Source organism: Streptomyces sp. NPDC048257 (assembly GCF_043201855.1).
GTDB lineage: Bacteria > Actinomycetota > Actinomycetes > Streptomycetales > Streptomycetaceae > Streptomyces.
Genome location: NZ_JBICZI010000030.1, coordinates 19934 through 44358 on the forward strand (window position 1 = coordinate 19934; position 24425 = coordinate 44358).

The window sequence follows — 24425 nt, forward strand, 5'->3', positions numbered from 1 at the left end:
AACTCCCGCTCTGTCGTGGGGACTTGCCCGGTGTGATGCACACCGGGCGGGTCCCCGCCCGCCGGGCCGGGTGTCGCTCCGACGCGCCGCCCAGCCCCTTTTGGACACGGCTGGATAACGGCGGCGCCAACCCCTTGTCAGTGCAATTTCACATTACTATGTTACCGGTCACATCCTAGAGCGCGGCCCTTCACTGGAGTGACCATGACCAAGCGCACCCAACTCGCCCTCGCCACCGTCCTGGTGGCAGCTCTCGCACTCGGCGCCTCGGGCTGCTCCGACACCCAGAAGGGCTCGGCCGGCGCGGGCGGCTCCAACCCCGCCGCAGCCAACGACGGCAAGATCCTCGGCGGTACCCCGGTCAAGGGCGGCACCCTCACCGTCCTGTCCAACCAGGACTTCGCGCACCTCGATCCGGCCCGCAACTGGACCATGCCGACCATGGACTTCGGCACCCGGCTGCTCTACCGCACGCTCGTCACCTTCAAGGCCGAGCCCGGCAAGGCCGGCAGCGAACTGGTCCCCGACCTCGCCACCGACCTCGGCACCCCCTCCAACGGCGGCCGCACCTGGACCTTCACCCTCAAGGAGGGCGTGAAGTACGAGGACGGCAGCCCGGTCAAGGCCCAGGACATCAAGTACAACGTGGAGCGCTCCTTCAGCCCCGACCTCACCGGCGGCCCCGACTACGCCGCCCAGTACCTGGCCGGGACCGAGGGCTACAAGGGCCCGCTCCAGGGTCAGCACCTGGACTCGGTCAAGACCCCCGACGACCGCACGATCGTCTTCGAACTGCGGCGCCCGGTGGCCGAGTTCTCCGCGACCGCCACCCTGCCCACCTTCGCCCCCGTGCCCCAGTCCCAGGAGAAGGGCACCCAGTACGACGCCCGCCCCTTCTCCTCCGGCCCGTACAAGATCGAGTCGTACGACCGCGACAAGAAGCTGGTCCTGGTCCGCAACGAGCACTGGGACCCGGGCACCGACACCGTCCGCAAGGCCTACCCGGACAGGTTCGTGGTCGTCATGGGCCTCAAGGGCGGCCAGATAGACGACCGGATCATCGCCGGCGAGGGCGCCGACGCCTCCACCGTCCAGTACGCCGACATGCGCCCCGAGAGCGCCCCCAAGGTGCTGCCCAAGCCGGAGGTCAAGGCCCGGCTGCTCGCCGAGTCCCAGGGCTGCACGGAGATGCTCCACCTGAACAACTCCCGCGCCCCCTTCGACGACCCCAAGGTCCGCGAGGCCATGCAGTACGCCGTCGACAAGGAGGCCGTCGTCACCGCGGGCGGCGGACCGGCCCTCAACGAGATCGCCACCGCCTACCTGCCCCCGGCCCTCTCCGGCGGCAAGCAGGCCGACGTCCTGAAGATCGCCCCGGCCGGCGACCCGGCCAAGGCCAAGGAGCTCCTCAAGGCCGCCGGCAAGGAGACCCTGAAGGTCTCCCTCTCCGTCTCCACCGGTGACAAGGGCAAGGCGGAGGCCATCCAGCAGGGCCTGTCCCGCGCGGGCATCGAGGTCGTCATCGACACCGTCGACCCGGGCGCCTACTACGACGTCATCGGCGACCTCTCCACCACCCCCGACATGACCCTCGCCGGCTGGTGCCCCGACTACCCCTCCGGCTCCACCTGGATCCCGTTCGTCTTCGACGGACGCACCATCAAGGACAAGGGCAACCAGGGCAACTACAGCCAGTTCCGCGACGAGGCGACCATGAAGCGGATCGACGAGATCAACGCCATGGCCGACGCCCAGGAGGCCAACCGGGCCTGGATCGAACTCGACGCGGCCCTGACGGCCAAGTCCCCGAACGTCCCGCTCCTCCTGGAGCGCAAGCCGCTCCTCGTCGGCACCAACATCGCGGGCGCCTTCGGCCACCCGGTGTGGACCGGCACCATCGACTACGCGACGGTCGGTCTCAAGGACCCCTCGAAGAGCCAGGGCTGAGGAAGCCGGAGGCCTGCGACACCATGACCACCACCGCACCGGTCCCGGACGACCGGGCACCCCTCGGCCCTGACGGCACCCCGGCCCCTGGTGCCGCACGGGCCACCGGCAGCGCACCGGCCCCCGGCTCGGCCTCAGCCCCCGAAGCCGCCACAGTCCGGCCCGCGGCAGCGCCCGGCAGCAGCCCCTGGCAGCTCGCCCGGCGGGAACTCGGCCGCCGTCCCGCCGTCCGCGTCAGCCTCTGCGTCGTCCTCCTCTTCGTCCTCATGGCCGCCACCGCCCCCTGGCTGGGCGCCCTCGGCGGCTGGTCCCCGAACGAGTTCGACAAGACCGCCATCGACCCCTACCTCGGCGGCCAGCCGCTCGGCACCCTCGGCGGCATCAGCCCGGAGCACTGGCTCGGAGTCGAACCCGTCACCGGCCGCGACCTGTTCGCCCGCGTGATCCACGGCGCGCAGGTCTCCCTCCTGATCGCCTTCGCCGCCACCGCCATCGTGGTGGCCGCCGGCACCGCCGCCGGGATCGCCGCCGGTTACTTCGGCGGCCGCACCGACGCGATCCTGTCCCGGCTCATGGACCTGACCATGTCCTTCCCCTCGCTGATCTTCATGATCGCGATGCTGTCCGTCGCCAAGGACGTCAACCGGATCGTCCTGATGACCTCCGTCATCGGGGTCTTCGGCTGGCCCGGCGTCGCCCGCGTGGTCCGCGGCCAGACCCTCTCCCTCAAACACCGCGAGTACGTCGACGCCGCCCGCGTCGGCGGCTCCGGCCCCTGGCGGATCCTGACCCGCGACATCCTCCCGGGCGTCTCGGGCCCGGTCATCGCCTACACCACCCTGCTGATCCCCGGAATGATCAGCACCGAGGCCGCCCTCGGCTACCTCGGCGTCGGCGTCCGCCCGCCCACCCCCTCCTGGGGCCAGATGATCGCCGAGTCCGTGGCCTACTACGAGACCGACCCCATGTACTTCGTCATCCCCAGCGTCTTCCTCTTCCTCGCCGTGCTCGCCTTCACCCTGCTCGGCGACGCCCTGCGCGACATCCTCGACCCGAGGGGCGGCCGCAGTTGATCCTCTACCTCGCCCGCCGGCTGCTCGCCCTCGTCGGGGTGCTCCTCGCCATCGCCGCCGTCACCTTCCTCATCTTCTACGTCCTGCCCTCCGACCCGGCCGCGGCCGCCTGCGGCAAGACCTGCAGCGCCGAGCGCCTGGCCGACGTACGGGCGTACCTGGGGCTCGACCAGCCCCTGTGGCGCCAGTTCACCGACTTCCTGACCGGCATCTTCACCGGCCGCACCCTCGGTACCGGCCAGTACGCCGTGGACTGCGACTTCCCGTGCCTGGGCTACAGCTACGAGAACTCGCTGCCCGTGTGGGACCTGCTGATGGACCGGCTCCCGGTCTCCGCCTCCCTCGCCGTCGGCTCCGCCGCGCTCTGGCTGGTCCTCGGCCTCGGCGCCGGTGTCACCGCCGCACTGCGCAAGGACACCGCCACCGACAAGGCCCTGATGGTCGGCGCCGTCGCCGCCGCGTCCCTGCCCGTGTACTTCACCTCCGTGATGCTCATCTACGGGGTCATCCGCATCGCCGGCCTGCTGCCCTACCCGACCTATCAGGCCTTCACCGACAACCCGCTCGCCTGGGCCTCGAACCTGGCTCTGCCCTGGATCGCGCTCGCCCTGCTCTACGCGGCCATGTACGCGCGCCAGAGCCGCGGTTCGATGATCGAGGCGATGGCCGAGCCGTACATCCGCACCGCCCGTGCCAAGGGCATGCCCGAGCGCACGGTCGTGGTCAAACACGGACTGCGCTCCGGCATGACGCCGATCCTCACCATCTTCGGCATGGACCTCGGCGGACTGCTCGCCGGAGCCGTCATCACCGAGTCCATCTTCGGACTCCCGGGCATCGGGCGGCTGTTCTACGGAGCCCTGGTCAGCTCCGACCAGCCGGTGGTCCTCGGCGTCACCCTGCTCGCCGCCTTCTTCATCGTCGTCGCCAACCTCCTCGTCGACCTCCTGTACGCCGTCATCGACCCGAGAGTGAGGTACTGATGGCAGCAGCAGCAGCAGCCGCTCCGCTCCTCGACGTACGCGATCTGCGCGTCACGTTCACCACCGCACGGGGGGCCGTGCGGGCCGTCGACTCGATCGGCTTCACCGTCGAGGCCGGACGCACCCTCGGCATCGTCGGCGAGTCCGGATCGGGCAAGTCCGTCACCTCGCTGGCCGTCATGGGACTGCACCGGGGTCCGGTCGAGGTCACCGGATCCGTTGCCCTCGCCGGGCGGGAGCTGACCGGGCTCTCCGAACGGGAACTGTCCAAGGTCCGCGGCCGCCGGATGGCCATGATCTTCCAGGACCCGCTCTCCAGCCTGCACCCCTACTACACGGTCGGCGAGCAGATCGCCGAGCACTTCCGGGTGCACTTCAAGGCCGGCCGGGCCGCCGCCCGCAGACGCGCCGTCGACATGCTCGGCGAGGTCGGCATACCGGAACCGGCCCGCCGCGCGGGGGAGTACCCGCACCAGTTCTCCGGCGGCATGCGCCAGCGCGCGATGATCGCCATGGCCCTGGCGTGCGAGCCCGACCTGCTGATAGCCGACGAACCGACCACCGCCCTGGACGTCACCGTGCAGGCGCAGATCCTGGAACTGATCGCCCGGCTCCAGCAGGAGCGCGGCCTCGGCGTCGTGATGATCACCCATGACCTGGGTGTCGTCGCCCGCGTGGCCCACGAGGTCCTGGTCATGTACGGCGGCCGCGCCGCCGAACAGGCCCCGGCCGACGATCTGTTCGCCGACCCCGCCCACCCCTACACCCGGGGCCTGCTCGACTCGCTGCCCCGCCTCGACACCGCCGACGACGTACCACTGCCCTTCATCCCCGGCTCCCCGCCCTCCCTGCTCGCCCCGGCGCCCGGCTGCGCCTTCGCCCCGCGCTGTCCCCGGGCGGCCGCGCGCTGCACCGACGTACGGCCGGAGCCGGCGGCGTACGGGGACGGTCCCGCGCGGATCGTGTCCTGCCACTTCGCCGGGGCCCGTACCGCCCAGGAGGCGGCCCGATGACCGAGACCGCCACACCGCTGCTGTCCGTACAGGACCTCACCATGGCCTTCCCCGGCAGACGATCCGTGACCGGGCGCCGGGGGGCGCCCGTGCGCGCCGTCGACGGGGTCTCCTTCGACCTGGCGGCCGGTCAGACCCTCGGCCTGGTCGGGGAGTCGGGCTGCGGGAAGTCCACCACGGGCCGGATGCTGGTGCGGCTGCTGGAACCCACCTCGGGCCGGGTCGCCTTCGAGGGCAAGGACATCAGCCGCCTCTCGCCGTCCGCGATGCGCCCGCTGCGCAAGAACATCCAAATGGTCTTCCAGGACCCGCACTCCTCCCTCAACCCGCGCCAGACCATCGCCCGGATCATCTCCGACCCGCTGCTGGTGCAGGGCTGGAGCGCGGGGGACGCCCGCCGCCGGGCCGCCGAGCTGATGGAGCTCGTCGGACTGATCCCGGAGCACATCGACCGCTACCCCCACGAGTTCTCCGGCGGCCAGGCCCAGCGCATCGGCATCGCCCGCTCGCTGTCCACCAGCCCCCGGCTGATCGTCGCCGACGAGCCGGTCTCGGCGCTGGACGTCTCCGTCCAGGCCCAGATCGTCAACCTGATGGAGCGGCTGCGCGCGGAGCTGGGCCTCGCCTACGTGTTCATCGCACACGACCTGTCGGTGGTCAAACGGGTCAGTGACCGGGTGGCCGTCATGTACCTCGGCAGGATCGTCGAGATCGGGGACAAGAAGTCCCTCTACGAGAACCCGCAGCACCCGTACACCCGGGCGCTGCTGTCCGCCGTACCGCTGCCCGACCCGGCGGCGGAACGGCGGCGGGAGCGGATCGTGCTGCTCGGCGACCCGCCGAGCCCGGCCGCTCCACCCCCGGGCTGCACCTTCCACCCGCGCTGCCCCAAGGCCCGGGAACTCTGCCGCACCGAGCGCCCCCTCCTGCGCCCCACCGCCTCCCGCGAGGTGGCCTGCCACTTCCCCGGGGACTGACGGGGACCCAGGGGAAGCGGCGGTGCCCCGGGGCCGAAGGCGTCCCCGGGGCACCGCCGTACTGTGCCGGCCCGGCCGGGAGCCACGGCCGTGATCCCGGGCGCTAAAGCGCCAGTTCCCGGCGGAAGAACTCCAGCTCCAGTGCCATCAGCTTCTCCCGGGTGCCGCCCGGGGTCATGTGGGTGACGCCCGGGAGGGCCAGGAGCTGGTGCGGGCGGCCCGCGTCCGTCAGGGCCTGCGAGAGGCGCAGGGTGTGGGACGGGTGGACGTTGTCGTCGGCCAGGCCCGTGATCAGCAGCAGGGGGCGGGACAGCTTCGGGGCGTCCGGGATCAGGGAGTCCCGCTCGTACACCTCCGGGTGGTCCTGCGGGAGGCCCAGGTACCGCTCGGTGTACGCCGTGTCGTAGTACCGGAAGTCGGTCGGCGCGGCCCCGGCCGCCGCCGCGTGGAAGACGTCCGGGCGGCGCAGCACGGCCATGGCCGAGAGGTAGCCGCCGTACGACCAGCCGCGCACCCCGACCCGGCCCAGGTCGAGGTCGGTGTGGCGGGCGGCCAGCGCGTGGAGGGCCGCGACCTGGTCGTCGAGGGTGACCTCGGAGAACCCGCGGTACACGGCATGGGTGAAGGCCGGGGAGACGTACGAGGTCCCGCGGTTGTCCACGGTCACCACCGCGAAGCCCTGGTCGGCCCACCACTGGCGGGCCTGCCAGCGGCGCGGATCGGCGGCGACGTCCTGGGCGCAGGGGCCGCCGTAGCTGTCCATCAGGACGGGCAGGCGACGGCCGGGGACGTGGTCGCGGGGCAGCACGAGGGCGGTGGGGATGCCGTGCTCGGTGACCCGCTCCAGGAGCGGGACCACCCGGTGGGGCAGCGGCTCGGACAGGTCGGCGGGAGTGAACTCCCGCCCGTCGGGGGTGCGTACGGTGGCCCGTACCCCGTCGGCGTCGGCGGAGGTGAGCAGCAGGGTCCCGGCCGACGCGGACACGGAGTGCACCCCCGGCCCGTCGACGAGCGGGGTCAGCTCCCCGGTGGCCGGGTCCAGCAGCAGCACCTGCTGCTCGGACGGGTCGCGCAGGCCCGCCTCGATCACCAGCCGGCCCTCGTGGAACCCGGCCACGGCGCGGACCTGGACCCCGTCCCCGGTGAGCAGTTCGCCGTCCACCGCGAGGGCGCGGGCGGCCCCGCCGGGGGTGTCGGCGGCGGTCAGCATCCGCCCGTCGGCGAGGCGGGCCGGGATGCCGGGGACCAGCGGGTCCACCCACTGGGGGTGCGTGGTACGGGACAGCTCCCGGGTGCGGCCGGTGGCCGGGTCGGCGGAGAGCAGCAGCACGCATCGCTGGAGCCGGTCCTGGACGGTGAACAGGATCTCGGTGGCGGACTCCCAGCCCGCGTCGGAGACGTACGGGTAGGTGCCGGCGTCCCACTCGAGCCGTATCCGGGCCCCGCCGTCGCCGAGCACCCACAGCTGGACGTCGGCGTTGGGCCCGCCCGCCTCGGGGTACGCGAAGTCCTCGGCCGGGAGCTCGGGGTGGGCCGGGTCGGCGAACCAGCGCCGCTGGAGGGCGGATTCGTCGACGCGGGCGGCCAGCAGGGTGACCCCGTCCGGGGACCACCAGTGGCCCCGGGTGCGGCCCAGCTCCTCTGCCGCGGCGAACTCGGCGAGGCCCCAGCGGGCCCCGTCGTCGGGGCTGATCCGGCCGCCCGGGGCGACGTACAGGACGTCGTCGGCGACGTACGCGGTGCCCGAGCCGTCGGCGTTCGGCCTCGGATCCACGGCGGGTCCGGCGACCGGGATCTCCTTCGGGGTCGTCGCGTCCGCGCCCGCGGTCACCTCGAAGAGGCGCCCGTAGAGCGCGAAGACCGCGCGCAGGCCGTCGCCGGAGAGGGCGTACGAGCCGATTCCGGCGGCGACGAGCCGGGTCCGCTCGCGCAGGCGGCGCTCGGCGACGGGGAGCGGGCCCGGCTCGGGGCACAGCTCGCGGGGATCGGCGAGCCGGGTCTCGGCGCCGGTGGTGGTGTCGAGCACCCAGAGGGAGTCGAAGGCGTCCGTGGGGCCGGTCGAGCGGAGGAACCAGAGCAGCCGGCCGTCGTCCCCGAAGGAGAACGCGCTCGGGGCTCCGTACGTGAAGCGGGCCGTGGTCGCGGAGAGCCTGAGGAAGTCATCCATGATCGTAGTGTGACATGTGAAATGTCACCATTACTAGGCTGTTCGAGTGGTGACCCCTGGGGCACGGGCTTAGCGTCGAAAGGGTGGATCCGAACGCATCGCCGATCAACAGCGGGACCGACGACAAGGTCCGGGCACGCGGAAGCGGGCTGGCCCTGTTCGTCATCGCCTCCTGCCAGCTCATGGTGGTTCTCGACATCACGATCGTGAACATCGCGCTGCCGCACATCCAGAGCGCCCTCAACTTCTCGACCGAGAGCCTTTCCTGGGTCGTCAACGCCTACACCCTCGCCTTCGGGGGCCTGCTCCTCCTCGGCGGGCGCACCGGCGACATCCTCGGCCGCAAACGCGTCTTCATCTTCGGTGTCCTGCTCTTCGGACTCGCCTCACTCCTCGGTGGACTCGCCCAGAACGAGGGCCAGTTGATGGCCGCACGCGCGCTCCAGGGCGTCGGCGGCGCCATCGCCTCGCCGACCTCCCTCGCGCTGATCACCACCACCTTCCGGGAAGGCCCCGCCCGCAACCGGGCGTTCGGCGTGTTCGCGGGGGTCTCGGCCGCCGGCGGCGCCATCGGACTCCTCGCGGGCGGCATCCTCGTGGAGTGGCTCGACTGGCGCTGGGTGCTCTTCGTCAACGTCCCCATCGCCATCGTGATCGCAGTGCTGGCGGTCAAGGTCCTGCACGAGTCCGAACGCCATCCCGGACACTTCGACTTCGCGGGCGCACTGCTGTCCACCCTGGGCATGGTCTCGCTCGTCTACGGCTTCATCCGGGCCTCCCAGGACGGCTGGCGCGACCCCATCACGCTCGGCTCCTTCGGCGCCGCGGTGGTCCTGCTGGCCCTGTTCATCCTCAACGAACGCCGCTCGCCCCAACCGATCACGCCGCTGCACATGTTCGCCGACCGCAACCGCGCCGGGACCTACGGCATCATGCTCATGCTCTCGTGCGCGATCTTCGGCATGTTCTTCTTCCTGACGCTCTTCGTGCAGATCGTGCTGGGCTTCAGCCCGGTTCAGGCCGGCCTCGCCTTCCTGCCCGTCAGCGCGGTGATCGCGGTGGGCGCCGGCCTCACCGCGAAGCTGCTGCCGAAGTTCGGGCCCAAGCCCTTCATGGTCACCGGCGCGCTCTCCTCGGCCGCCGGCCTCGCCTGGCTGACGCAGGTCGACGTCCACTCGACGTACCTGGGAAGCATCCTGGGCCCGATGCTGCTCTTCGCCCTCGGCATGGGCCTGCAGTTCGTCTCGCTGACGCTGATGGCCCTGTCCAACGTCACCGACCGGGAGTCGGGCGCCGCGTCCGGCCTGCTGAACACGATGCAGCAGGTGGGCGGTTCGCTCGGCCTGTCGATCCTGGTGACGGTCTTCGGTACGGCGAGCCGCAACGAGGCCAAGGAACAGGTACCGGCCTTCCTCGGTACCGCCAACCCCGTGCAGAAGGCCGTCTTCGAGCGCACCGGGCAGCTCCCGAAGCCGTGGAGCGACCAGGTCCTCACCTCGGGCATCAGCGCCGCCTTCATCGTGGCGGCCCTGTTCACCCTGGTCGGGGCTGTGGTCGCGCTGTTCGCCATCCAGGTCCGTCCCTCGGACCTCGCACGCCTCCAGGGCAACCACAAGCCGACGGCAGACCGTACCTAGGGGGTGTCGGGTGTCTAGCCCGTCACCCGGGCTGCGAAGGCGTCCAGGTTGTCCGACATGCGGGCGAGCCGCTCGTCCAGCGACAGGGACTCCTCGTACCGCCCGGCGCGCAGCTTCGGCTGCCGCTTGCCGCGTACGTACAGGGGGCAGGCGAGGTCCGCGCAGATGTACGTGCCGACCGTGTTGCCCTCGCGGCCGCGGGCGCCCGCCAGGGGCGCGGCGAGCAGGGTGACCCCGGAGGAGGCGTGACCCGTCAGGCAGATCTGGCACAGGCTGGACCTCACCGCGCTGGTGCGGCCGACGGCCGGGACGCGCAGCGAGATCCCCAGCGGGCCGTCCTGCCGGGGCAGCACGAGATGGGCCCGCAGCGGGGCTCCCGGGTCCACCCACCCCAGGAAGTCCAGCTCCTCCCACGGCAGTTCGGCGAAGTCGAGCGGCAGCCGCAGCCGCGACGCCTCGCCCTTGGTGCAGTTCACGAAGGATGAGCGGATCTGTTTCTCGGTGAGTGGTTCCACGGGCATCGACCCTAATACCCGCCCTGACCTGCCCGCATCTCAATATCGACGCCGGAGCGCGGCGCGCAGCCGGGCCGCGTCGCGCGCGCCGGGCGGCGTGCGTACGGGGACATCTGCCCGGAATCTCCTCTTTCATCCCACCCTGATGGCCTCCCACCCTGATGGCCGGACTGCCGCTACCCGTCCAGGCGACGGATCCGGCAGCGTGCCGGCCCGTCCGTCCGCAGGGTGATCCCGGCGGCGACCGGGATCTCGGTGTCCACGGCCTCGAACTCGTAGGCCCGCAGGATCATCGCCAGCGCGATCACCGACTCCAGCATCGAGAAGTGCTGCCCGATGCAGGCGCGCGGACCCCCGCCGAACGGGAACCACGCGTACCGCGGCCGCCCCGCCTCCGCCTCGGGCGTGAAGCGCTCGGGGTCGAAGCGGTCCGGGTCCGGCCAGTGGCCGGGGTGGCGGTGCGTCACCCAGGGCGCCAGGATCACGTCCGCGCCCGCGGGGATGGTGTGCTCCCCGATCCGGGTGGCGGCGACGGCCTTGCGCCCGATGACCGGCGCGGCCGGATAGAGCCGCATGGCCTCCTTGAGGACCTGGGTGAGGTACGGGAGCCGGTCCAGGTCGGCCGCCCCGGGCGTACGGCCGCCCAGCACACGGGAGATCTCCTCGCGGGCCCGGTCCTGCTGCTCGGGATGGCGGGCCAGCAGGTGCAGGGCGAAGCAGAGGGAGGTGGCGGTGGTCTCGTGCCCGGCGAGCAGGAAGATCAGCACCTGGTCGCGCAGCTCGGAGGCGTCGAACTCCCCGTCGTCCGAACTCCTGGCGGCGGCGAGCAGCGTCAGCAGGTCCTCACCGGAAGGCTCGGCCCCGGCCCGCCGACGCTCCGCGATGATCCTGTCGCACACCCCGTGGAGCTCGTCCATCGCCGCGGCCGCCCGCCGGTTGCCGGGGGTGGGCCAGTGACGCGGCACGGTGGCGGGGGAGTAGCCGCGGCGCAGCACGTAGTCGGTGATGACGGGGAAACACTCCGACACGACCTCGGCGGTGGCCTCGACGTCGGTACCGAAGAGGATGCGGGCGACGGCGCGCAGGGCGAGGTGCCTCATCTCGTCGGAGACGTCGACGACGCCGTCGAGGGCCTCGCCCCAGGAGGTGACGACCGATGCGGTCTCGGCGGCGATCGCTTCGGCGTACCCGTCCACCCGGCGCCGGGTGAACAGCGGCTGCACGAGGCGGCGCTGGCGCAGGTAGTCCTCGTCCTGACTGGTCAGCAGACCGTTGCCGAAGGAGTCCCGGACCTCCTGGTAGAAGTGGTTGTCCTTGCGGAAGCGGGCCGCGTCGGAGGCGAGCACCTGCTGCGCGCCCTCCGGGGAGAAGACGCAGTACAGCTCGGCACGCAACCCGGGCGGACCGGCCGTGATCCGCACCAGGTCGCCGTGCCGGTGCTGGGCCCGCAGATAGGTACCGAGGGAGTCGGACTTCAGATCGAACAGCGATCCGAGCAACGGCACCCCCGCCAGTCCGGGCACCTCCGTCATTCCACCTGCCATGACCGCCCCTTCGTCCCGCGGAAGCCCGATTCTGCCGCGCCCGCGTCGCATCTGGCCAGGACAGGCGCCGGATCGGGCCGCAGAGTGGCCTGATTGGGGCCCCTGCCCTGCGTGGCGATCAGCGGTGGATGAAGCCACAATGGAAAGGCTCACCGTGCGCCGCACCCCACGAGGTGATCGCTCATGTGCCGATGGCTCGCGTATTCGGGAACCCCCCTGCTGCTCGAAACCATCCTCTACAAACCCGCGCACTCGCTGATCGACCAGAGCCTGCACTCCAAGATGGGTGTGGAGACGACGAACGGCGACGGCTTCGGCGTCGGCTGGTACACGCAGGAGGACACGGGCAGCCCGGCGATCCTCAGGGAGATCGGCCCCGCCTGGAACAACCGCAACCTGCGGGAGATCGCGGACCACGTCCGCTCCCCGCTGTTCTTCGCCCACATCCGGGCGTCGACCGGTACGGCGGTGCAGCAGACGAACTGTCACCCGTTCCGCTACGGCCGCTGGATGTTCATGCACAACGGGGCCATCGCCGAATTCCACCGCATGCGGCGGGAACTCACGATGCTCATCGACCCCGCGCTGTACCCCGACGTCGAGGGGACGACGGACTCCGAGGTGATGTTCCACCTGGCGCTGACCCTCGGCCTGGAGGGGGACCCGCCGGGCGCGGTGGCCCGGATGGTGGGCGTGGTGGAGCGCGTCGGCCGCGAGCACGGGGTCGAGTACCCGATGCAGATGACGCTCGCCATCAGCGACGGCGAACGCCTCTGGGCCTTCCGCTACTCCAGCCAGGGCAAGTCGAGGTCGCTGTTCTACAGCAGCCGGGTGGACGCGCTGCGCAGGCTCCACCCCGACATGGCGTTCCTCCAGGAAGTCTCCGACGAGACCCGCCTGGTCGTCTCCGAACCCCTGGGCGACCTGCCCGGCGCGTGGAACGAGGTCCCGGAGAGCACCTTCGGCATCGTCGAACCGGGCGCGGACTCCCTCCACCCCTTCACCCCCCAGGCGGCGTAGGCCGCGCAACCGGTGGGGTGCGAGACCGGGGTCCGAGGGCGGAGGCCGAGGCGGTGTGCGGGCCGGCACCCCCTGCGGAACGCGCAGGAGGTGCCACCGCAAGGCCCGTTCGATCACCTCGTGTCCGGCTGTCAGATGTCGCGGAACTTACACCGCGCCGCCGTGACCTCAGCGGACGAATCCTGAACCGCCGCTGACCAGCCTGGGAGTGGCCGTTGATGGTCGTTCCTGGCCACCCTGGGCCGCCCCCGGACGGCCCAGCGGCGGCCCGGGCGCGACGCAGCCAGAGTCAGGACACTGCCACGATGCCGCCAGCCCTTGCCCTGAACCGGGAAGCCAGAGGACACCACAGCCGGCATCGGCAAGATCCGCCTCCTGAGAGCGCTGCGATTCCTGAATGCGATGGCGGGACGGAGCGCTGAGGCAGTAGACAGTGCTGTATGGCACGGATACTGCAGGACCTGCTCAAAGAGAGCAAAGCGCAGGGATGGGCTGTCGGCCAGGCAAGCATGGCCCAGGTGAGGCTCGACGCAGCGATGCTCAAGTGGACTGAGGTGCCGACACGGCGCGGTGGCCCGGCCCTCAGTACCTTGCGCCCGGTCGATCAAGCGGAAGCAGAGCCCAACTCGCTCAGCTCACGCTACGGGAAGGGCGCTCAGCCCCTGCACACCGACGGGGCCCACTTGCTTAACCCTCCCGACATCGTGGTCCTCGCATGCGAGACCACCAGCACGACGCCGACACGCCTCTGGAACGGCATGCTCCGCGGGCCCTACGTGGAAGGCGTGGGCCAGCCAGTCCAACACGGCGTTTTTCTGATCAGTAGTGGCAACGACAGCTTCTTCGATGTGGCATACACGCGCCGCCGCCTGCGGTTCGACCCGGGCTGCATGCTGCCCTGCGACGCCCGAGCACGGCGGGCGGCGCAGTACTTCGAGGAGGCTCTGGGCTCCGCGATCGACCATCGATGGACAGAACCGAGTCAAGTGCTCCTTATCGACAATCGTCGAGTTCTGCATGCCAGGTCCTCTGCGATCGACGAGCCGCAGCGAGAAATCCAGAGAGTCAGCTTCCACCTGAACCGCGAGGGATCATGACCGGGCCGTTCGACCACGAGGCGCTCTGGATGAAGGCCAAGCTCTTCCTCAACCGCGCCATGGACGACGATTCAAGATCGTTCGACGAGCAGGCTCTTTGGGCGGCCCTAGCCCTGGAACTGCTGGCCAAAGCTGCCCTCGCGCGCGTGTCTCCTCTCTTGATCGCGGAGCCGAACGAAGATGGCACCAACCTCCTCATCGCCAGCGGGCTCGTCAAGGGCGATGCCAGGTTCACCTCCGTGCGCGCGAAGACACTGATGGCTCGATGCCACAAGGCCTTCAAGCCGTTCGACTACTCAGAAGCCATGAAGGTCATCAACGGCCGGAACGAGTACCTCCACAGCAGCGGGGCGGGCTTCATGGCGATCCCGCCACATGCCTGGTGGCCCAGATACTGGGCGCAGGCTGCCGTTCTGGTCACGGCGCTCGATCGCGAAATGGAGGAGTTGGTAGGAGGTGATCGAGACCTCGTGGTCACGAAGCACCTCGAACAGAATGCCAAGGATGTCGAACGACGCACCGAGGCGCTGATCGAGCGAGCGAAGCAGCGTCGGCAGCAGTGGCTCGATGGCACCCTGCCCGCGAAGGTCGCGGCGGAGTGGAAGAGCAGCAGCTACCTATCCGCAGAGATGACACATCGTGAGGCAGCGACATGCCCTGCCTGCGAGTCGACTGGACTCCTCGAGGGCGAGGAGGTGGTCAACACGGAGGTTGACCAAGCGTTCACGGGCAGCTACTACGAAGAGGACGGCACCTACTACGAACCCGACGTCTCTATCACTCTGACCATCGCCGGCGACTACTTCAGTTGCGCTGGCTGTCAGCTGGTCCTGAACGGCTACGACCTGATCACGCAGGCCGGGTTGGATGTCGAGTTCGACGTTGCGGGCGATCTCGATGACCTTGCTCGCGAGCCCGAATACGGAAACGACTAGCTAGGCGTCGCCTGCTTTTGCGGCTCCAGTACGGCACTGCCTAGCTACCCGCTCGCATCAGGCCGACGGCCCTATTGTCCTACGGTGGTGCCTGAGCCATCAGGCGTCCCCTCTATGGAAGTCCTCCTAGTTTCAAGACTGGGATCCTCGGCTCTCTGCGTGGTCACGAGCGGAGGCAGTTCCGACGTGAGGACAGTGGACTCAAGCTCTCCGGAGACCACGGCCTGAATTAGTACATCATTAGCTTCCCGTGCCTTTTGTTGCCCCCTCATGATAAGGAACCATGCAACCGGGACCAGCAGAAGGACCTCAGGTGTACTCTTGGCCGCCAAGGTCGTCGCCAGAATTGAAGCGCTGAATCCCACATTTACTCTAAAATCGGCTTCTGCGACGGTTCGGTCGTAGGTGCCGTAGAGATCTGAATTCCGCGCCTGTAGGCGAATTGAAAGCTGATCAAGTTCGTCCCCAAAGCGTCCCATCGCGGCGAGCAGATTGACGGATCTCCCCCTGATTCGAACGATATGGATGGCCAGGTCGATGAGGGCCGAACGAGACGCCCGGCTTCCCCAATCAGGCCGCCGCAAGGCTGTGTAGGAATCATCTGGCATCAGAAGTGAATCCATAGCGGGAACACCACGAGCAGTATTCGGATTCTCTGTCCATCTGAGCATTCTCGGATCGTCGAGCTGGCCGGATATTGGACTGCCCATGAGTCGATGGCGGAGACTCCACCACCACTCAGAGATCGTGAACCAATGCACGATTGAACGTGCTCGAATCTCAAGCAGGCAGCCCACGAGGTACGCTGCGAAACTGGCAGCAGCGAGCGTAGCCGCAGTGCCGGTGGCGGCTGAAAGTTGGTAAATGCTCTTCCAGGCGCCCTCAGCTTGTCCCTTCTTTGGAATGTATTCAGCGGAAATTATCCAAAGAGTGATCAGCCAAATGTATCCGGCCGCCAAGGGGGCTCGGATCTCCCTGATTCCTGGCAGTAGGTTTGCAAGCACATCGCCATCCTGCCCTGACCTGGGCTTCCAAGGGGGAGGTTCGGGCAAATCGAGGTGGCTGTAACGGCATTGGGCGGCAGCTGTCGCGGGGGAAGAGAGCGGGCCCCGTAGCCTTCCGCGACTCGGGCAGTCTGTGGACCTGCCTGCCAAGGCCCGACGGGGGCCCGATCGTCCAAGATCTCGCGCTCTAGCCACGCGACTGCGTGGCCGGAGATGGGTGGGGCAGAGACAGGGGCGCCATCCCGGGCGGCGACGTCTCTCGAACCCCCCTCCACCTACTTTCCGCGTCCGTAGCCTTGAAGGCGGCCCGGTCCGGTTTCAGGCCGCTCAATCTAGGCTCTTAGGTTCGCCGTTGGAGTCACTGGCCTCCCCCCTTGAAGGGATCAGAAGCTCATGACCGTTGCACTACCCGCGCCAGCCCTGTGCACAAGGTGCGGAACGAAGCTGAGTCGCGGTAACGCCGATACCGTGTGCAGTCCCTGCCGTCGCAGTGTCGGCCCTGGGGACGCAAGTAGCTCCGCGCGCGCCGTATCGACCGCCTCGCCTCACTGGCTCGCTGGTGATACCGAGCGGAGTGCCCCTCCGGACGGATCGAACCTGGCCGACGTGCTCAAGGCGTATCGAGCGCTCCACAAGCTGAAGCAGCAGGATCTCGCCGACTTGCTCGGCTACGACCAGTCGTACGTGTCCTTACTCGAACGCGGCAAGCGGACCATCCGGGACATGGTCGAGCTTCGCCGGCTTGCTCACGCGCTGGCGCTCCCCGAAGACGAGCTTGGCCTGCTTCCGCCCGCCGATGCCGCGGTCGCGGTCGGGGCGGCCACCGGCGGCCAGGGTGAGCGGAGTCCGCTCGCCGCTGTGGACGACCAACGGCGTTGGCGCATGACGCGGCGTGAACTCAATCGCCACCGAGCCGACCTTACGCAGGCTGCTGCTCGCCTGTATCCGGACGTCGCCCGCGCAGGAAACAGCCCTGTACTCACCCGCGAGTCGTGGATGTGGCCCAAGCCGGTCGACTTCGCGGACATCGAGCTGGCCTGGCTGACGCAGACCAGTCCGCCGGAGATCAGCGGGCGGGAGAAGGGAGAAGGAGGCAGAGGGGGTCCGGCCGCTGGCGCCGCACGGCGCCAAGTTCGATCGCTATACCCAGGCAATTCGGATGATCGACCGGCCGTCGCTGTTCGTGAACCGGCCGAGTTTCCGTCTGCTCGATGTGGGTCGATCCGAGGGACGTCCCAAGCTGTCGTTCGGCTACACCACCTACTTCGACATGGCCGACATCTGCGAGGGCGTGGCACACGAGCTGGCGAGTGCTTGGCTGAAGACAGGCAGCGACCCGGCGTGGATCGGTGAGCCAAGTTGGACTGAACTCCCGTTCCGCACGCTCGTCGGAGACCCGTTCGACCTGGCCCATCGGGCGCTGCTGCCATCCATCGACACCCTGACCATCCGCCTCGGGCCCGATGGGGCGTCGTTCCCGCTCCACCACCGGTCTGCGAGCAACGTTGCTCTGGCCGGAGGGACGTACCACGTGATGCCAGCCGGGGTGTTCCAGCCGTCTTCGGTCATGCCCTGGGACCAGGCGAACGACTTCAACCTCTGGCGCAACGTCCTGCGCGAGTACGCCGAGGAATTCCTCGGGGACCCGGAGGCCGACGGCAGCAGCGGGGAGCCGATCGACTACGACGAAACAGAGCCCTCCGCACGCTCAACCAGGCTCGCCGCGACGGCAAAGTGCGCCCGTACTGCCTCGGGATCGGGCTGGACCCGCTCACGCTTGCAGGCGAGATCCTGAGCGTGGTGGTCATCGAGGCAGACGTGTACGACTCGGTCTTCTCCGGCATGGTGTCCCGGAACTCCGAGGGTGCCGTCGTGGCAGGCAATGCCGGCGGGAGCGGCGCGGGAATCGAGTTCACCGAGTCCAACGTCCGGCGCCTGCTGGACAATGAACCCCTGGCGTCCGCAGCAGCCGCGTGCCTCGACCTGGCGTGGCAGCACCGCGGGCTCATCCTGGGCTGAGAGGCAGATCAGTGCGCGTACTTGTGACCGGTGCATACGGGTTCGTAGGCAATGCGGTCGTACGGCGGCTCGCCGAGGTGGGCCACGACATCGTGACGCTCACCCACCGGTCGGCGGACGCTCCCGTGCCGGAGTTGCCCGTGGCCCGAGTGTTCCGATGCGACATCCGTGACAGGGGCGGCCTCAGGGAAGCTCTTGAAGGTGTCCAGGGCGTGTGCCACCTAGGCCGTGTATCGAAAGTGGATCTTGAGTGGTGAATGATCACGGTTCATGGCACGGGGGGATCTCACAGACGAACAGTGGGCGGTGTTGGAGCCGTTGTTGCCGAAGGGGATGAAGGCGGGACGGCCGCCCGTCTGGCCCCGGCGGCAGCTGATCGACGGCATACGGTTCCGGGTTCGGACAGGGGTTCCGTGGAGGGACGTACCTGTTGAGTACGGGCCATGGGGCCGGATCTACGACCTGTTCCGCCGATGGCAGCGGGACGGCACCTGGCACGGGGTCCTCACCCGGCTTCAGTCCCTTGCCGACGCTAGGGGTGCGATCACGTGGGACCTGAGCGTCGATTCCACTGTATGCCGCGCCCATCAACATGCGGCCGGGGCGCGGAAGCAGAGTGACCTGCAGAAGGAACCGCCGGGCGGCGTCTTCACCGAGCCCTGTGATCACGGATTGGGCCGCTCGCGCGGTGGGTTCACCACCAAGCTGCACCTGGCTATCGAGCAGGGCCAGAAGCCTATGTCGATCGTGGTGACGGCTGGGCAGCGTGGGGACTCGCCGCAGTTCGAATCTGTGCTGGAGAAGGTCCGCGTGCCCCGCATCGGGGTGGGCCGGCCGCGCGTCCGTCCCGATCGGGTGCGTGCTGATAAGGCGTACGCCTCGCGCAAGAACCGCGCTTACCTGCGTCGCCGGGGGATCCGCTGCACCATCCCGGACAAGGTCGACCAGGCGCGTCACCGCAAACAACGCGGCTCTCGCGGCGGCCGGCCGCCGAAGTTCGACCCAGTCGACTACCGTGAGCGCCACGCGGTCGAGTGTGGGATCAACCGCCTCAAGAGGTACCGCGCCGTCGCCACGCGATACGACAAGCTAGCGGTCCGCTATGAGGCGACTGTCCTCATAGCGGCCATCGGCGAATGGCTGTGACCAGCACACAAGCGCGTCCAACCAGTCCGCAGGTATGGAGGTGCTCTCACTCCACGGCAGCATTGAGGAGAATCTGCGCCAGCTCGTGCGGCTGGGAGAACATCGGCCAATGGCCGGTGTCCATCTTGGCCAGCCGCCAGCGCTTGCTGTTCAGCAGCTCGGCCACATCATCGTCGGGCTCGGCGTCATCGGGCTCGGCCCCCGGCATCACGCACAGGATGTATGTCGCCGGAAGTTCACCGAGCGGCCCCGCCAGCACAGCGGGCTCGGTCAGCGTGGCACCTGGGTGAGGCGTCGAGCCACGCACGAGGCGTGCGATCTGCTCATGGGTGAGACCCTCGCCGTCGTAATGAGCGGCTGGCGCGAGCGGCCAAAACCCTCCGTTCTCGGCGATCGATGACTCCACTGCCGCCCCGCCGTCCGGCCAGGCGGAGACAAACGACTCGCCGTCAGTTGGAACACTTGAGTCGACGAATACCACGCGGGCCAGTCGGTCACCGATCCGCTCCGCGGCCTGACCGACCGGGATGCCCGAGTAGCTGTGACCCACCAGGACTACGTCACGCAGACCCTGGCGTTCTACCTCGGCAACGATGTCCTGGACGTGAGTCGCTTGCCCCGCCGGTACACCCTGCTTGTCAGCAAGACCGGACAGCGTCAACGGATAGACGCCGTGGCCAGCCGCGCGCAGATACGGCACCACCTCGTCCCACGCCCACGCCCCGAGCCGTGCACCTGCAACCAGCACGAAATTCACCATGCCCGCACCGTAGCCGGGCAGCCTGACAACCTCCTAGAAAATACTTTCGATACACGCCCTAGGCCCGCGGCGCGGGCGCCCCGGCACGAGCAAGAGGAGCACCCCGGCCCGGCGGCGGGGGCGGTGCTCCTCTTGCACTTCGGCGGCCGTGCCGCCGCCCAAAGGGCGCGCCGCTACGCGGCTCGTTCTTCACGCTCTAAGGCGCGCACAACAACAGACATAGCCCCTTCTTTTTCCTAAGTAGGAAGACGCTGCGTCACCTACGTCACTAAGGCCTGTCTGATAATTGATCTTGTGGCAGGTCGAGGTGAGTTGACGGACGCGGCGTGGGAGCGGATAGAGCCCTTGTTGCCGCAGGTGGACGGGCGTGGTCGGCCTTGGCGTGATCACCGGCAGGTGGTCAATGGTGTGCTGTGGCGGTTGCGGACCGGGGCTCCGTGGCGTGACCTGCCGGAGCGGTATGGGCCGTGGCAGACCGTCTACGAGCGGTTCGCCCGCTGGGAGGCGGATGGCACGTGGGCAAGGCTGCTGGAGCATGTGCAGGTCCGCGATGATGCGGTGGGCCGGGTGGAGTGGATCGTCGCGGTCGACTCCACGGTCAACCGTGCCCACCAGCACGCTGCCGGCGCACGTAAAAGGGGGCCGCAGACGGGGACGAACTGGAAGATCCGGGCTGCTCGCAGACGCGCCAGGCCCTCGGCCGGTCCCGAGGCGGGCTGACCACCAAGGTCCACCTCGCGGTCGACGGCCGGGGCCTGCCGCTGTCGATTGTGCTTACGCCCGGCAACGTCAACGACGCCACCGCATTCGGTCAGGTCCTCGACGGGATCCGCGTTCCGCGAGGCGACACCGGCCGCCCGCGCACGACACCTACCCGAGTCCTGGGCGACAAGGCCTACTCCAGCCGGGCGATCCGGCATCTGCTGCGGCGTCGGGGCATCGCCGTCACGATCCCCGAGCGCCGCGACCAAGCGGCCAACCGTCGGCGCCGAGGGCGCCTCGGCGGCCGGCCGCCCGCCTTCGACAAGGAGGTCTACCGCGACCGCAACGTGGTCGAACGATGCTTCGCACGCCTCAAGCAGTTCCGCGCGATCGCAACCAGGTTCGACAAGCTAGCCGACCGCTACCGCGCCGGAGTCGTCCTGGCCTCGCTGATCCTCTGGCTCCGCGAACCAGTCCGTGATCATTTGTCAGACACTGCCTAGGGCACCGAAAACCGGATCTGACCTGGGCCGACAGGGGTGACGCAGAGCCCAAAATCCTGCGTCACCTTGCGTCAACTGCGTCACCGGTGACGGACGGCTCCGTCACCGGTGACACAGCCCTTACCGCCTTGCGTCACTCAAAACAGCAGGTCAACGGCCCGAATGACGCTGATGACGCCGTGACGCAGGAATCACAACCTCGGACAGATCCGATCCCACCCGACCGCCGGAGGAGCCATGCCCGCCCGAAGCGATCCCCGCGCCACCCTGCGCGGCGGACTCCCCGACCGCTACCTCACCCCTGACGACGTCTCCGAACTCCTCGACGTCTCCGTGGAGACCCTCTACCAGTGGCGAAAGAAGCGGACTGGGCCGCCCGGATTCCGTGTCGGTAAGCACACCCGGTACGACCCCGCCGACCTCTACGACTGGATCGCCGAACAGAAGCGCAACGACATCAGCCAAGCCGCCTGACCAACCACACCACCACTGAGGGCGGGCTCACCCGGGCCCGCCCTCAGCACTTCCCCAGAAGGGGCCACACGTGGCAGGACACATTCAAGACCGCTGGTTCAAGACTGAGACTGGCACCGACGGCAAGGCCCACCGGGTCAAGAGCGACCGGCACGGATCCGGGATGCGGTACCGGGCTCGCTACGTCAGCCCGACTGGTGCCGAGAAGAGCAGGTCGTTCCCCGACAAGCAGAGGCGCCTCGCCGAGGCGTGGCTGACCCAGATCACCGCCGACATGTCGCGCGGGCAGTACATCGATCCCGCTGCGGGCAAGGTGACGTTCCAGGACTACGCCACCACGTGGCTGGCCTCCCAGACGACCGACATGTCGATGATCGACGCGATCGACCAGCGCTTCCGGCTGCACATCTTCCCGCACATAGGCCACCGCCCCATGAGTGCCTTTCTGCCGGCGCACATCCGGGCCTGGGGGCGCATCCTGCAAGACGCAGGACTTGCAGCTTCGTACCAGCGGGTCATCTTCGCCAACGTGTCAGCGGTCTTCGGCGCCGCCGTCGATGACGGCGTCATCCACCGGAATCCCTGCCGTGCGGCATCAGTACGGCCGCCCCGCCGGGATGTGAGGAAGCTCAAGCCGTGGTCGCAGGAACGCGTCCTCGCCGTCCGTGAGGCCCTGCCCGTGCCGTACCGGAAGGTGGTCGACATCGGCGCGGGATGCGGCCTGCGGCAGGGGGAGATCTTCGGGCTGGCCGTGGATGAAGTCGACTTCCTCGGGGGCGTGGTGCACGTCGTGCGTCAGGTGAAGATGGTCAGGTCGAAGCTGGTGTTCGCCCCGCCGAAGGGAGGGAAGATGCGGGACGTGCCTTTGCCCGACTCCGTGGCCTTCGCGCTTGCCGAGCACATCACCCAGCGGCCGCCGATCAGTGTCACGCTGCCCTGGAAGACGCCGGATGGGCCGCCGGTCACGGCTTCACTGCTTTTCTACTCGCGCGAGCGGAAGACGGTGAACCGCAACTTCTTCAACATGCGGGTGTGGAAGCCGGCGTTGGTCACGGCCGGCGTCATCCCGCCCCGCGAGCCGGGGGAGCGGTTCACTCAGTCGCGCGAGCACGGGATGCACGCCTTACGACACTTCTACGCGTCCGTCCTGTTGGACGCGGGGGAGAACGTCAAGGCTCTGTCGGAGTACCTCGGTCACGGCGATCCGGGGTTCACCCTGCGGACCTATACGCACCTCATGCCCAACAGTCAGGCTCGAGCGCGAAGGGCCGTCGACGGGGTCTTCCGCGAGGGCGGAGACACCGGCGACGGCCCACAGACGGCCCAGGAGGACGGGAAACCGTCCTGACCTGCGGCTTACTTAAATGTCGCGGAAGATCTCGATCTGCGCGCCCACCGAGTTGAGGCGTTCCGCCAGTTCCTCGTAGCCGCGGTTGATCACGTAGACGTTGCGCAGGACCGAGGTGCCCTCGGCCGCCATCATCGCCAGGAGGACGACCACCGCCGGGCGCAGGGCCGGCGGGCACATCATTTCCGCCGCGCGCCAGCGGGTGGGGCCCTCGACCAGGACGCGGTGGGGGTCCAGGAGTTGGAGGCGGCCGCCCAGGCGGTTCAGGTCCGTCAGGTAGATGGCCCGGTTGTCGTACACCCAGTCGTGGATCAGGGTCTGGCCCTGGGCCACGGCCGCGATGGCCGCGAAGAAGGGGACGTTGTCGATGTTCAGCCCGGGGAAGGGCATGGGGTGGATCTTGTCGATCGGGGCTTCGAGCTTCGAGGGGCGGACCGTGAGGTCTACCAGGCGGGTGCGGCCGTTGTCGGCCGTGTACTCCGCCGAGCGGTCGTGGTCCAGGCCCATCTCCTCAAGGACCGCGAGCTCGATCTCCATGAACTCGATCGGCACCCGGCGGATGGTGAGCTCCGACTCCGTGACGACCGCGGCGGCCAGCAGGCTCATCGCCTCGACCGGGTCCTCGGAGGGGGAGTAGTCCACGTCCACGTCGATGCTCGGTACGCCGTGCACGGTGAGCGTGGTGGTGCCGACGCCGTCGACCCGGACGCCCAGGGCCTCCAGGAAGAAGCACAGGTCCTGGACCATGTAGTTGGAGGAGGCGTTGCGGATGACGGTCACGCCGTCGTGCCGGGCGGCGGCCAGCAGCGCGTTCTCGGTGACGGTGTCCCCGCGCTCGGTCAGCACGATCGGGCGGTCCGGGGAGATGCCGGGCGCGACCTTCGCGTGGTAGATGCCCTCGGTCGCGGTGATGTCCAGGCCGAAGCGGCGCAGGGCGATCATGTGCGGCTCGATGGTGCGGGTGCCGAGGTCGCAGCCACCCGCGTAGGGCAGACGGAAGGTCTCCATCCGGTGCAGCAGCGGGCCCAGGAACATGATGATGCTCCGGGTCCGGCGCGCCGCGTCCGCGTCCATGGCCTCCATGTCGAGGCGGGCCGGCGGGATCAGCTCCAGGTCCACGCCGTCGTTGATCCAGCGGGTGCGCACGCCGATGGAGTTCAGGACCTCCAGGAGACGGTAGACCTCCTCGATGCGGGCCACCCGCCGCAGCACCGTACGGCCCTTGTTGAGCAGTGAGGCGCAGAGCAGGGCGACGCACGCGTTCTTGCTCGTCTTGACGTCGATGGCACCGGAGAGGCGGCGGCCGCCGACCACGCGCAGATGCATCGGGCCGGCGTAGCCCAGGGAGACGATCTCGCTGTCGAGCGCTTCGCCGATGCGGGCGATCATCTCAAGGCTGATGTTCTGGTTGCCGCGCTCGATCCGGTTCACGGCGCTCTGGCTGGTGCCGAGGGCATCGGCGAGCTGACTCTGTGTCCAGCCCCGGTGCTGCCGGGCGTCACGGATGAGCTTGCCGATACGTACGAGGTAGTCGTCTGCCATGGGGGCACGCTATCTCAGA

General features: G+C 69.0%; 23 protein-coding genes and 1 pseudogene. 17 read left to right on the plus strand and 7 right to left on the minus strand.

What is annotated here, in order from left to right:
• The first annotated feature begins 204 nt into the window (after positions 1-204).
• Genes ACGFZK_RS33735 through ACGFZK_RS33755 form a run of 5 tightly spaced genes read left to right on the plus strand, consistent with a single transcriptional unit; the run spans position 205 to position 5993 of the window.
• Complete coding sequence (locus tag ACGFZK_RS33735; RefSeq protein ID WP_393852666.1) at positions 205-1947, plus strand: ABC transporter substrate-binding protein; 1743 nt, start codon at positions 205-207, stop codon at positions 1945-1947.
• A gap of 23 nt (positions 1948-1970) precedes the next feature.
• A complete protein-coding gene (locus ACGFZK_RS33740) occupies positions 1971-3020 on the plus strand; it encodes an ABC transporter permease subunit (RefSeq protein WP_393852667.1) in 1050 nt (349 codons plus the stop codon).
• On the plus strand, positions 3017-4003 hold the full coding sequence (locus tag ACGFZK_RS33745) for an ABC transporter permease (protein WP_393852668.1): 987 nt from the start codon (positions 3017-3019) through the stop codon (positions 4001-4003). Before ACGFZK_RS33740 ends, ACGFZK_RS33745 begins: the two co-directional genes overlap by 4 nt.
• A complete protein-coding gene (locus ACGFZK_RS33750; RefSeq protein WP_393852669.1) occupies positions 4003-5016 on the plus strand; it encodes an ABC transporter ATP-binding protein in 1014 nt (337 codons plus the stop codon). The genes ACGFZK_RS33745 and ACGFZK_RS33750 overlap by 1 nt, the downstream gene beginning before the upstream one ends.
• A complete protein-coding gene (locus ACGFZK_RS33755) occupies positions 5013-5993 on the plus strand; it encodes an ABC transporter ATP-binding protein (protein WP_393852670.1) in 981 nt (326 codons plus the stop codon). The genes ACGFZK_RS33750 and ACGFZK_RS33755 overlap by 4 nt, the downstream gene beginning before the upstream one ends.
• Positions 5994-6096: 103 nt before the next feature.
• Here the strand turns inward: ACGFZK_RS33755 and ACGFZK_RS33760 are convergent, their stop codons facing one another.
• Positions 6097-8160 (minus strand): prolyl oligopeptidase family serine peptidase, encoded by a 2064-nt coding sequence (locus ACGFZK_RS33760; protein WP_393852671.1) that lies wholly within the window; start codon positions 8158-8160, stop codon positions 6097-6099.
• Positions 8161-8243: 83 nt separating this feature from the next.
• On the opposite strand from ACGFZK_RS33760, the gene ACGFZK_RS33765 reads away from it, so the two are divergent.
• A complete protein-coding gene (locus tag ACGFZK_RS33765) occupies positions 8244-9797 on the plus strand; it encodes an MFS transporter (protein WP_393852672.1) in 1554 nt (517 codons plus the stop codon).
• A gap of 14 nt (positions 9798-9811) precedes the next feature.
• Here the strand turns inward: ACGFZK_RS33765 and ACGFZK_RS33770 are convergent, their stop codons facing one another.
• Positions 9812-10312, minus strand: coding sequence for an FBP domain-containing protein (locus tag ACGFZK_RS33770; RefSeq protein ID WP_393852673.1), 501 nt, complete (start codon positions 10310-10312; stop codon positions 9812-9814).
• A gap of 176 nt (positions 10313-10488) precedes the next feature.
• The gene (locus ACGFZK_RS33775) at positions 10489-11856 is read right to left on the minus strand and encodes a cytochrome P450 (RefSeq protein WP_393852674.1); all 1368 of its coding nucleotides are present in this window, start codon (positions 11854-11856) and stop codon (positions 10489-10491) included.
• Between the two features lie 183 nt (positions 11857-12039).
• On the opposite strand from ACGFZK_RS33775, the gene ACGFZK_RS33780 reads away from it, so the two are divergent.
• From ACGFZK_RS33780 to ACGFZK_RS33790, 3 genes are all read left to right on the plus strand, one after another.
• Positions 12040-12876 carry a class II glutamine amidotransferase gene (locus ACGFZK_RS33780; RefSeq protein ID WP_393852675.1) on the plus strand — a complete coding sequence of 279 codons (837 nt, stop codon included), beginning with the start codon at positions 12040-12042 and terminating at the stop codon, positions 12874-12876.
• A gap of 440 nt (positions 12877-13316) precedes the next feature.
• On the plus strand, positions 13317-13973 hold the full coding sequence (locus ACGFZK_RS33785; RefSeq protein ID WP_393852676.1) for a TauD/TfdA family dioxygenase: 657 nt from the start codon (positions 13317-13319) through the stop codon (positions 13971-13973).
• Entirely contained in the window at positions 13970-14908 is a 939-nt protein-coding gene (locus ACGFZK_RS33790; RefSeq protein ID WP_393852677.1) for a hypothetical protein, read from the plus strand. The genes ACGFZK_RS33785 and ACGFZK_RS33790 overlap by 4 nt, the downstream gene beginning before the upstream one ends.
• A 71-nt stretch (positions 14909-14979) precedes the next feature.
• On the opposite strand, the gene ACGFZK_RS33795 is transcribed toward ACGFZK_RS33790, so the two are convergent.
• Positions 14980-15912, minus strand: a complete 933-nt coding sequence (locus ACGFZK_RS33795; RefSeq protein WP_393852678.1) for a hypothetical protein — start codon at positions 15910-15912, stop codon at positions 14980-14982.
• Between the two features lie 393 nt (positions 15913-16305).
• On the opposite strand from ACGFZK_RS33795, the pseudogene ACGFZK_RS33800 reads away from it, so the two are divergent.
• A pseudogene (locus ACGFZK_RS33800) lies at positions 16306-16632 on the plus strand (helix-turn-helix transcriptional regulator); the annotation flags it as partial.
• On the opposite strand, the gene ACGFZK_RS33805 reads toward ACGFZK_RS33800, so the two are convergent.
• The gene (locus ACGFZK_RS33805) at positions 16603-16821 is read right to left on the minus strand and encodes a hypothetical protein (protein ID WP_393852716.1); all 219 of its coding nucleotides are present in this window, start codon (positions 16819-16821) and stop codon (positions 16603-16605) included. The pseudogene ACGFZK_RS33800 and the gene ACGFZK_RS33805 sit on opposite strands and share 30 nt — an antisense overlap.
• A 250-nt stretch (positions 16822-17071) precedes the next feature.
• Here ACGFZK_RS33805 and ACGFZK_RS33810 point away from each other — a divergent pair, with 250 nt between their 5' ends.
• From ACGFZK_RS33810 to ACGFZK_RS33825, 4 genes are read left to right on the plus strand one after another with little or no spacing between them, the layout of a single operon-like run.
• A complete protein-coding gene (locus tag ACGFZK_RS33810) occupies positions 17072-17707 on the plus strand; it encodes a hypothetical protein (protein WP_393852717.1) in 636 nt (211 codons plus the stop codon).
• Between the two features lie 5 nt (positions 17708-17712).
• Positions 17713-17931 (plus strand): hypothetical protein, encoded by a 219-nt coding sequence (locus ACGFZK_RS33815; protein WP_393852679.1) that lies wholly within the window; start codon positions 17713-17715, stop codon positions 17929-17931.
• 23 nt (positions 17932-17954) lie between these two features.
• A complete protein-coding gene (locus tag ACGFZK_RS33820) occupies positions 17955-18188 on the plus strand; it encodes an NAD-dependent epimerase/dehydratase family protein (protein WP_393852711.1) in 234 nt (77 codons plus the stop codon).
• Between the two features lie 13 nt (positions 18189-18201).
• Complete coding sequence (locus tag ACGFZK_RS33825; RefSeq protein ID WP_393852680.1) at positions 18202-19077, plus strand: IS5 family transposase; 876 nt, start codon at positions 18202-18204, stop codon at positions 19075-19077.
• A gap of 46 nt (positions 19078-19123) precedes the next feature.
• On the opposite strand, the gene ACGFZK_RS33830 is transcribed toward ACGFZK_RS33825, so the two are convergent.
• A complete protein-coding gene (locus ACGFZK_RS33830; protein WP_393852681.1) occupies positions 19124-19837 on the minus strand; it encodes an alpha/beta fold hydrolase in 714 nt (237 codons plus the stop codon).
• Positions 19838-20131: 294 nt separating this feature from the next.
• On the opposite strand from ACGFZK_RS33830, the gene ACGFZK_RS33835 reads away from it, so the two are divergent.
• The 3 genes from ACGFZK_RS33835 to ACGFZK_RS33845 all read left to right on the plus strand — a co-directional run bounded on the left by ACGFZK_RS33835 (position 20132) and on the right by ACGFZK_RS33845 (position 22864).
• A protein-coding gene (locus ACGFZK_RS33835) for an IS5 family transposase (protein ID WP_393849967.1) occupies positions 20132-21042 on the plus strand; the annotation gives its coding sequence in 2 pieces (ribosomal slippage) (positions 20132-20486 and positions 20486-21042; 912 coding nt in all).
• A gap of 237 nt (positions 21043-21279) precedes the next feature.
• Positions 21280-21516 carry a helix-turn-helix transcriptional regulator gene (locus ACGFZK_RS33840; protein WP_393852682.1) on the plus strand — a complete coding sequence of 79 codons (237 nt, stop codon included), beginning with the start codon at positions 21280-21282 and terminating at the stop codon, positions 21514-21516.
• Positions 21517-21586: 70 nt separating this feature from the next.
• Entirely contained in the window at positions 21587-22864 is a 1278-nt protein-coding gene (locus tag ACGFZK_RS33845; RefSeq protein WP_393852683.1) for a tyrosine-type recombinase/integrase, read from the plus strand.
• Between the two features lie 12 nt (positions 22865-22876).
• Here ACGFZK_RS33845 and ACGFZK_RS33850 read toward each other — a convergent pair whose 3' ends face one another.
• Complete coding sequence (locus ACGFZK_RS33850; protein WP_393852684.1) at positions 22877-24406, minus strand: helix-turn-helix domain-containing protein; 1530 nt, start codon at positions 24404-24406, stop codon at positions 22877-22879.
• Positions 24407-24425 lie beyond the last annotated feature (19 nt).

Excerpts from the sequence above, each read along its gene's own strand:
- ACGFZK_RS33735 (WP_393852666.1), top strand. The coding sequence starts at position 205 with ATGACCAAGCGCACCCAACTCGCCCTCGCCACCGTCCTGGTGGCAGCT.
- ACGFZK_RS33740 (WP_393852667.1), top strand. The coding sequence starts at position 1,971 with ATGACCACCACCGCACCGGTCCCGGACGACCGGGCACCCCTCGGCCCT.
- ACGFZK_RS33750 (WP_393852669.1), top strand. The coding sequence starts at position 4,003 with ATGGCAGCAGCAGCAGCAGCCGCTCCGCTCCTCGACGTACGCGATCTG.
- ACGFZK_RS33755 (WP_393852670.1), top strand. The coding sequence starts at position 5,013 with ATGACCGAGACCGCCACACCGCTGCTGTCCGTACAGGACCTCACCATG.
- ACGFZK_RS33760 (WP_393852671.1), bottom strand. The coding sequence starts at position 8,160 with ATGGATGACTTCCTCAGGCTCTCCGCGACCACGGCCCGCTTCACGTAC.
- ACGFZK_RS33775 (WP_393852674.1), bottom strand. The coding sequence starts at position 11,856 with ATGGCAGGTGGAATGACGGAGGTGCCCGGACTGGCGGGGGTGCCGTTG.
- ACGFZK_RS33780 (WP_393852675.1), top strand. The coding sequence starts at position 12,040 with ATGTGCCGATGGCTCGCGTATTCGGGAACCCCCCTGCTGCTCGAAACC.
- ACGFZK_RS33785 (WP_393852676.1), top strand. The coding sequence starts at position 13,317 with ATGGCACGGATACTGCAGGACCTGCTCAAAGAGAGCAAAGCGCAGGGA.
- ACGFZK_RS33790 (WP_393852677.1), top strand. The coding sequence starts at position 13,970 with ATGACCGGGCCGTTCGACCACGAGGCGCTCTGGATGAAGGCCAAGCTC.
- ACGFZK_RS33810 (WP_393852717.1), top strand. The coding sequence starts at position 17,072 with ATGATCGACCGGCCGTCGCTGTTCGTGAACCGGCCGAGTTTCCGTCTG.
- ACGFZK_RS33825 (WP_393852680.1), top strand. The coding sequence starts at position 18,202 with ATGGCACGGGGGGATCTCACAGACGAACAGTGGGCGGTGTTGGAGCCG.
- ACGFZK_RS33830 (WP_393852681.1), bottom strand. The coding sequence starts at position 19,837 with ATGGTGAATTTCGTGCTGGTTGCAGGTGCACGGCTCGGGGCGTGGGCG.
- ACGFZK_RS33840 (WP_393852682.1), top strand. The coding sequence starts at position 21,280 with ATGCCCGCCCGAAGCGATCCCCGCGCCACCCTGCGCGGCGGACTCCCC.
- ACGFZK_RS33850 (WP_393852684.1), bottom strand. The coding sequence starts at position 24,406 with ATGGCAGACGACTACCTCGTACGTATCGGCAAGCTCATCCGTGACGCC.